The sequence below is a fragment of the Dermabacter sp. HSID17554 genome (genome assembly GCF_003989295.1).
In the GTDB taxonomy this organism is placed as follows: Bacteria; Actinomycetota; Actinomycetes; order Actinomycetales; family Dermabacteraceae; genus Dermabacter; species Dermabacter vaginalis.
Genome location: NZ_RBLW01000021.1, coordinates 1 through 604 on the forward strand (window position 1 = coordinate 1; position 604 = coordinate 604).

Genomic DNA, 604 nt, shown 5'->3' on the forward strand with positions numbered 1-604 from the left:
CCCTATGAAGTCGGAGTCGCTAGTAATCGCAGATCAGCAATGCTGCGGTGAATACGTTCCCGGGCCTTGTACACACCGCCCGTCAAGTCACGAAAGTCGGTAACACCCGAAGCCGATGGCCCAAGCTTTTTGCGGGGAGTCGTCGAAGGTGGGATCGGTGATTGGGACTAAGTCGTAACAAGGTAGCCGTACCGGAAGGTGCGGCTGGATCACCTCCTTTCTAAGGAGTTTACTTTTGCCCTGCACTGCCGTTTGGTGGTGTGCGTGTTCTGTGCCGAGTGTGTGCAGCGCGTATGGGCTGGGTGGAACATCAATAAAAGACGTGTTGCTTTGTGCTGGTGCTGAGTACGCCCTGCTTTCGTGTGGGGTTGGAACGGTGCTGGGACTTAGGTGGCGTGTTGTGGGCACACTATTGGGGTGTGAGACTGCATGTGCGGTCTTTTCCCCCCTGGGGCTGCTGGCTTTGTGGTTGGTGGTTTTCGGGTGTGGGGGTGTTGTTTGTCAACTGCATAGTGGACGCGAGCATCTTGTAAGCAATTTTTTGTTACAGATAGTTCAATGATTTTTTGGTCTATGTGTTCATTTTCGAGTGTTTCTAAGTTAC

The 604-nt window shown here is 52.6% G+C and carries 1 rRNA gene; it reads left to right on the forward strand.

The features are described from left to right. A 16S ribosomal RNA gene (locus tag D8M36_RS10030) occupies positions 1-220 on the forward strand; the annotation flags it as partial. Positions 221-604: the final 384 nt, after the last annotated feature.